This window comes from Kitasatospora phosalacinea, from assembly GCF_000717185.1.
In the GTDB taxonomy this organism is placed as follows: domain Bacteria; phylum Actinomycetota; class Actinomycetes; order Streptomycetales; family Streptomycetaceae; genus Kitasatospora; species Kitasatospora phosalacinea_A.
In genome coordinates, this window is sequence record NZ_JNYE01000049.1 from 45661 (window position 1) to 51953 (window position 6293).

Here is a 6293-nt window from a genome sequence, read left to right on the forward strand (position 1 = left end):
GTCTTGGGGGTTGGCATGGTTGCCGGTCGCGTGGTGCGGTTCGACGGTTCTCGGGGCTACGGGTTCATCGCCCCCGACCAGGGCGGGGAGGACGTCTTCCTGCACGTCAACGACCTGTTGATCCCCGAGTCCTACATCCGCACCGGCCTCGCCGTGGTCTTCGACATCGAGGACGGCGACCGCGGCCCCAAGGCCTCCTCCGTCCAGCTCGCCCCCGGCGCCGACCCCAAGGCCCCCGTCGCCGCCCCCCTGGCCGAACGCATCGTCCGCCCCGTCGACGACGACGAGCAGCTCGCCTCCGACGACTACCTCGACGACGTCACCGAGGCCCTCCTGGAAGCCTCCCCCTCCCTCACCGGCACCCAGATCCTCCAGGTCCGCGCCGCCATGCTCCAGCTCGCCAAGAGCCACGGCTGGATCGACTGACCCGACCCGCACGCGCCAGCGCCCCCGCTCCCGCCCCGGTTCTCCGGGGCGGGAGCGGGGGCGCTGTGGTTGCGGTGGCCCGGGGCGTCCGGCCCGTCCTCAGCTGCCGTCCCCGCGCCCTGCCGCCGTCCCCGCTCCCGTCGCCCGTCCCCGTTCGCGTTCCTCCGCCGTCGCGGTGAGGGCGTCGGTGAGGGTGGCGGTGAGGAGGGCGAGGGCGGCGGCGGACGGGGTGGCGGGGGTGGCGGTGTGGAGGAGGAGGCGGTGGGTGGTGCCGTCGGAGAGGGGGAGGCTCTCGAAGTCGAGGTCCAGCGGGCCGACCAGGGGGTGGTGGAAGGACTTGGTGCCGACGGTGCAGTCGCGGACCGGGTGGCGGGCCCAGAGGGCGGCGAACTCGGGGCTCTGGATGGCGAGTTCGCCGACGAGGCGGGCCAGGCGGTGGTCCTCGGGGTGGCGGCCGACGGCGAGGCGGAGGGCGGCGACGGCGGTGCGGGCGTCCTCGTCCCAGCGGGTGTGCAGTTCGCGGGTGTGCGGGTCGAGGAAGAGCAGCCGGGTCAGGTTGGGGCGGTCGGCGGGCCGGTCGGGTGAGGTCGGGTCGAGGTGTCCGGCGAGCAGGGCGTGGCCGAGGGCGTTCCAGGCGAGGACGTCGTTGCCGCGGTCCAGGACGACGGCGGGGACGTGCGGCATCGCGTCGATCAGGTGCTTGGTGGCGGGCCGGACCCTGGCGGGCCGGTGCTGCGGTGCGCGCCGGACGCGGGAGGGCCGGGCCAGGTCGTAGAGGTGGGCGCGCTCGTCGGGGGTGAGGCGCAGGGCGCGGGCGAGCGCGTCCAGGACGCCGTCGGAGGCGTTGGCGCTGTGGCCCTGTTCGAGCCGGGTGTAGTAGGTGACGCTGACCCCGGCGAGCAGCGCGAGCTCCTCGCGGCGCAGCCCGGGCACCCGTCGGCGGCCCGGGTACAGGGTCAGCCCGGTGTCCTCGGGGCGCAGTCGGGCGCGGCGGTTGCGCAGGAACTCGCCGAGGGCGGTCGATGTCTCCATGCCGTCCAGTGTGCCGGTGCGGGGCGGCTCCGCGGCCGGGCCAGGGTATCCCTGCCGGTGCTACCTTCCGCAGGGGGCTGGGTGGGTCTCCCGGGCCGGTGCAGTCTCCTTCTCGTCACCGCGGAACCGCGGAGGAGCACCGAGAGGGAGGCCCGTCATGGCGATGGTCGCAGCGGTAGAAGAGAACCAACAGGCAGATGCGGCAGGGAAGTTGACGAAGCGTCAGCGGATCGTCCTGCTGGTCCTGCTGGTCGCCCAGTTCATGCTGGCGGTGGACTTCTCGATCCTGAACGTGGCGCTGCCGGCGATCGGCCAGGGCCTGGGCTTCCCGCTGGGCGAACTGCAGTGGATCGGGACGGCGTTCGCGCTGTCCGCGGCCGGGTTCACCCTGCTGTTCGGGCGGGTCGCCGACCTGTTCGGGCGGCGGCGGCTGTTCCTGCTGGGCCTGGCGGTGCTCGGGGTGTCCTCGCTGGTGGGCGGCCTGGCGACCGGCCCGGCGGTGCTGGTCGCGGCGCGGGTGGCGCAGGGCCTGGCGACGGCGGCGGTCACCCCGGCGGGGCTGTCGCTGCTGACCACCTCGTTCCCGGAGGGGCCGCTGCGCGACCGGGCGCTGGGCCTGAACGGGGCGCTGATGTCGGCGGGGTTCACCACCGGCGCGGTGCTCGGCGGCGTCCTCACCGACCTGCTGTCCTGGCGCTGGGCGTTCTTCGTGAACGTGCCGGTGGCGTTCGCGGTGCTGCTGGTCGCCCCGGGCATGATCCGGGAGAGCCGCCCGGACGCCCGCCCGAAGCTGGACGTGCCGGGCGCGCTCTCGGTCACGCTGGGCCTGCTGTCCCTGGTGTACGGACTGACCCGGGCCGGTACGGCGGGCTGGGGCGACGCGTTCGCCCTGGGCGGGCTGGGGCTGGGGGCGGCGCTGCTGCTGGTGTTCCTGGCGGTGGAGCGGCGGGCCGCGGCGCCGCTGGTGCCGGTGTCGATCCTGCGGCGGCGCAGCGTGGTGTGGGGCAACGCGGCCGGGCTGATCGCCTTCCTGACCGAGACCTCGCTGGTCTTCCTGCTGACCCTCTACCTCCAGGAGGTGCTGGGCTTCTCCGCGCTGGCCGCGGGCCTGTCCTTCGGCGTCCTGGGCCTGGGCACCGTCCTGGGCGGCGCCACCGCGGCCCGCCTGATCGCCGCCACCGGCACCCGCACCGCCCTGGTGGCCGGCGGCCTGGTGCAGGCCGTCGCGACGGCCGCGCTGCTGCTGCTCGGCCAGGGCCACTCCTCGCTGTGGCTGCTGCTCGCGGCGACCTTCGTCGGCGGCGTCGGCAACATGTACGTGATCGTCGGCTTCATGGTCACCGCCACCTCCGGCCTGCCCGACCGCGAGCAGGGCCTGGCCACCGGCCTGGCGACGATGACCCAGCAGATCGGCATCACCATGGGCACCCCGGTGATGAGCGCGGTCGTCGCGGCCTGGGCGGGCGCCCACCCGTCCGCCCAGGCGGTCCTGGACGGCGTCACGCTGGCCGTCCTGGTGAACGCGGCCCTGGTGCTGCTGGGCGTCCTGGGCAGCGGCTTCCTGCGCCGCCGGGCCTCCTGACCGGCGGCACCGCCCCGCCCGTCCCCTCCCGCGGAGGAAGGGGCGGGCGGGGCGGGGCGTGGGCGCGGGCTGGCATGATCGGGGGATGGTTGAACGAGTCATCGCCGCCTGCGACGGAGCGGCCAAGGGCAACCCGGGGCCCGCCGGGTGGGCCTTCGTGGTCGCGGACGGGAACGGCGCGCCGCAGCGCTGGGAGTCCGGCGCACTGGGGCGCAACACCAACAACGTCGGGGAGCTCACGGCCCTGCAGCGCCTGCTGGAGGCCACCGACCCGGGGGCGCCGCTGGAGGTGCGCCTGGACAGCACCTACACCCGGGACGCGGTCACCAAGTGGCTGCACGGCTGGAAGCGCAACGGCTGGAAGACCGCGGCGGGCAAGCCGGTCGCCAACCAGGAGCTGATCCAGCGGATCGACGCGCTGCTCACCGGCCGCGACGTCGAGTTCGTCTACGTCCCCGCCCACCAGGTGGACGGCGACCCGCTGAACGCGATCGCCGACAAGGCCGCCAGCGACGCGGCCCGCACCCAGCAGTCCGCCGCGGGCACCGCCGCCGACCTCCCGGTGCCCGACCCGGCCGCCGCCCCCGCCCCGCGCGCCCGCCGGGCCTCCTCGTCCTCCTCCTCTGCCGCGTCCGCCGCTTCCGGCGCCAACGGCGGTGCGGCGAAGCGCAGTTCGACGGGAGGCGGCGGGCGGACGCTGGCCGCGAAGTTCCCCGGCCGGTGCCCGTGCGGGCGCGCGTACGGCAAGGGCGAGACGATCACCAAGGTGGGCAGCAGCTGGGGCCACCCGGACTGCGCGACCGCCCACGCCTGACGGGACGACGACCGGGGCCGGTCCCGCCGCCGGGGCCGGCCCCGGCGGTGGCGTCCACGGTGCCGGAGCCGCCTTCCACGGGGTTTGTCGGGGCCGCCGCCGGTGTGTCAGATTGCCACGGAGCGCGTGCTCCCGTACCCGTACCGTCACCCGAGCGAACCTGAGCGAGAAGGACCCCATGACCACCGAGACGCTGGAGTTCCAGGCCGAAGCGCGGCAGTTGCTGCAGCTGATGGTCCATTCGATCTACTCGAACAAGGACGTCTTCCTGCGCGAGCTGATCTCCAACGCGTCGGACGCGCTGGACAAGCGGCGCCTGGCCGGACTGACCGACGAGGGGCTGCGCGCCGACGACCTGCACATCGACCTCGCCGTCGACCCGGACGCCCGCACCCTGACCGTCCGCGACAACGGCATCGGCATGAGCCGCGACGAGGTCGTCGGCCTGATCGGCACCATCGCCCGCTCCGGCACCGCCGAGACGCTGCGCCGCCTGCGCGAGAGCAAGGAACCCGCCGAGCTGATCGGCCAGTTCGGCGTCGGCTTCTACTCCACCTTCATGGTCGCGGACAAGGTCACCCTGCTGACCCGCAAGGCCGGCGAGCCCACCGGCACCCGCTGGGAGTCGGCCGGCGAGGGCACCTACACCGTGGAGGAGGTCGCGGACGCGCCCGAGGGCACCGCGGTCACCGTCCACCTGCGCCCCGAGGACGGCGAGGACGGCCTGCACGACTACACCGACCTGGCGACCGTCCGGCGGATCGTCAAGCGCTACTCCGACTTCATCGCCTTCCCGATCCGCGCCACCGCGGCGGCGGGCGCCGAGGAGCAGGTCCTCAACTCGATGAAGGCGCTGTGGGCCCGCCCGCGCGCCGAGGTCGCCGAGGAGGAGTACCGCGAGTTCTACCGGCACATCGCGCACGACTGGACCGACCCGCTGGAGACCATCAGCCTGCGGGCCGAGGGCACCTTCGAGTACGAGGCGCTGCTGTTCATCCCGGCCCGCCGCCCGCACGACCTGTTCCAGCGCGACGGCCGCCACGGCGTCCAGCTGTACGTCAAGCGGGTGTTCATCCTGGAGGACAGCCGCGAGCTGCTCCCCGACCACCTGCGCTTCGTCAAGGGCGTGGTGGACGCCGCCGACCTGTCGCTGAACATCTCCCGCGAGATCCTCCAGCAGGACCGGCACATCCAGCTGATCCGCCGCCGCCTCGCCAAGAAGGTGACGGCCACGATCAAGGAGATGATGACCGGCGACGCCGACAAGTACCGCACCTTCTGGCGCGAGTTCGGCCCCGCCGTCAAGGAAGGCCTGCTCGACCCGGCCGAGGACCGCAAGGCGATCCTCGACATCGCCTCCTTCGCCAGCACCGCGGGCGAGGAGCCGACCTCGCTGGCCGACTACCTGGCCCGGATGAAGGACGGCCAGGACAAGATCTACTACATGACCGGCGAGAGCCGTGCCCAGGTCGAGAACTCCCCGCACCTGGAGGCGTTCCGGGCCCAGGGCTACGAGGTCCTGCTGCTCACCGACCCGGTCGACGAGATCTGGGTCGAGGGCGTCCCCGAGTACGAGGGCAAGGAGTTCAGCTCGGTGGCCCGCGGCGCCGTCGACCTGCCAGCCGACGAGGTCTCCGAGGAGCGCACCGGCTCGTACGCGGCGCTGCTGGGCTGGCTGGGCGAGACGCTCGCCGAGGTCAAGGACGTCCGCCTCACCAGCCGCCTGACCAACTCGCCCGCCTGCCTGGTCAGCGACGCCGACGGCCTCACCCCGACCCTGGAGAAGATGTACCGGGCGATGGGCCAGGACGTCCCGACCGCCCGGCGGATCCTCGAACTCAACCCCGAGCACCCCCTGGTCGGCGCCCTGCGCACCGCCCACGAGGAGCGCGCCGACGACCCGGCCCTGGTCGAGACCGCCGAACTCCTCTACGGCACCGCCCTGCTGGCCGAGGGCGGCGACCTCGCCGACCCGGCCCGCTTCGCCAAGCTGCTGGCCGACCGGCTGGCCCGGACGGTCTGACGCCCCCGGCCGCGGCCCCGCCCCCGCTCGTTCCCGGGGGGGCGGGGCCGCGGCTTTTGCACGCCCGGGATGGTAACGCAACGTAACTGCGCTGCGGTGGATTCTGGCCTGTCCTGACAACGTTGTCCAGTGCTTCGCGATAGCAGTCCGGTAACGAGACTAATCTGTCATCAAGTTAAGTAAAGTTTTAGTGCCTGGGGGCTTTGCTGCTTCAGATCCGCTGTATTTCAGTGTTGACCGGTCTATGGACATGGCTGGGAGGTGACGTCTACGTTAAGCGTCCAACGGCCCGGGGCCGATCCGGAGCCGATGAGGAACAGCGTGAAGGATGAGCGAGATGCGCAGAGGATGGCTGGCCGTCGGGGCCGCTTCCATGGTGGTGCTCACTGCCTGTAGCAGCAGTGGTGGCGGCGGGA

5 protein-coding genes are annotated in these 6293 nt (G+C 73.3%); 4 read left to right on the plus strand and 1 reads right to left on the minus strand.

Going from position 1 to position 6293, the window contains the following annotated elements:
• Positions 1 to 15: 15 nt before the first annotated feature.
• Positions 16 to 426, plus strand: coding sequence for a cold-shock protein (locus tag OO57_RS21035; protein WP_033254120.1), 411 nt, complete (start codon positions 16 to 18; stop codon positions 424 to 426).
• A gap of 99 nt (positions 427 to 525) precedes the next feature.
• Here the strand turns inward: OO57_RS21035 and OO57_RS21040 are convergent, their stop codons facing one another.
• Positions 526 to 1458 (minus strand): helix-turn-helix domain-containing protein, encoded by a 933-nt coding sequence (locus OO57_RS21040; RefSeq protein WP_063737612.1) that lies wholly within the window; start codon positions 1456 to 1458, stop codon positions 526 to 528.
• Positions 1459 to 1621: 163 nt separating this feature from the next.
• Here OO57_RS21040 and OO57_RS21045 point away from each other — a divergent pair, with 163 nt between their 5' ends.
• The 3 genes from OO57_RS21045 to htpG all read left to right on the plus strand — a co-directional run bounded on the left by OO57_RS21045 (position 1622) and on the right by htpG (position 5877).
• A complete protein-coding gene (locus tag OO57_RS21045; RefSeq protein ID WP_106974056.1) occupies positions 1622 to 3040 on the plus strand; it encodes an MFS transporter in 1419 nt (472 codons plus the stop codon).
• An 85-nt stretch (positions 3041 to 3125) separates the two neighbouring features.
• Positions 3126 to 3854 (plus strand): ribonuclease H family protein, encoded by a 729-nt coding sequence (locus OO57_RS21050; RefSeq protein ID WP_033254122.1) that lies wholly within the window; start codon positions 3126 to 3128, stop codon positions 3852 to 3854.
• Between the two features lie 178 nt (positions 3855 to 4032).
• A complete protein-coding gene (gene htpG, locus OO57_RS21055) occupies positions 4033 to 5877 on the plus strand; it encodes a molecular chaperone HtpG (RefSeq protein WP_033254123.1) in 1845 nt (614 codons plus the stop codon).
• Positions 5878 to 6293 lie beyond the last annotated feature (416 nt).

Coding starts and splice junctions, on each gene's coding strand:
- OO57_RS21035 (WP_033254120.1), top strand. CDS start 16: ATGGTTGCCGGTCGCGTGGTGCGGTTCGACGGTTCTCGGGGCTACGGG.
- OO57_RS21040 (WP_063737612.1), bottom strand. CDS start 1,458: ATGGAGACATCGACCGCCCTCGGCGAGTTCCTGCGCAACCGCCGCGCC.
- OO57_RS21045 (WP_106974056.1), top strand. CDS start 1,622: ATGGTCGCAGCGGTAGAAGAGAACCAACAGGCAGATGCGGCAGGGAAG.
- OO57_RS21050 (WP_033254122.1), top strand. CDS start 3,126: ATGGTTGAACGAGTCATCGCCGCCTGCGACGGAGCGGCCAAGGGCAAC.
- htpG (WP_033254123.1), top strand. CDS start 4,033: ATGACCACCGAGACGCTGGAGTTCCAGGCCGAAGCGCGGCAGTTGCTG.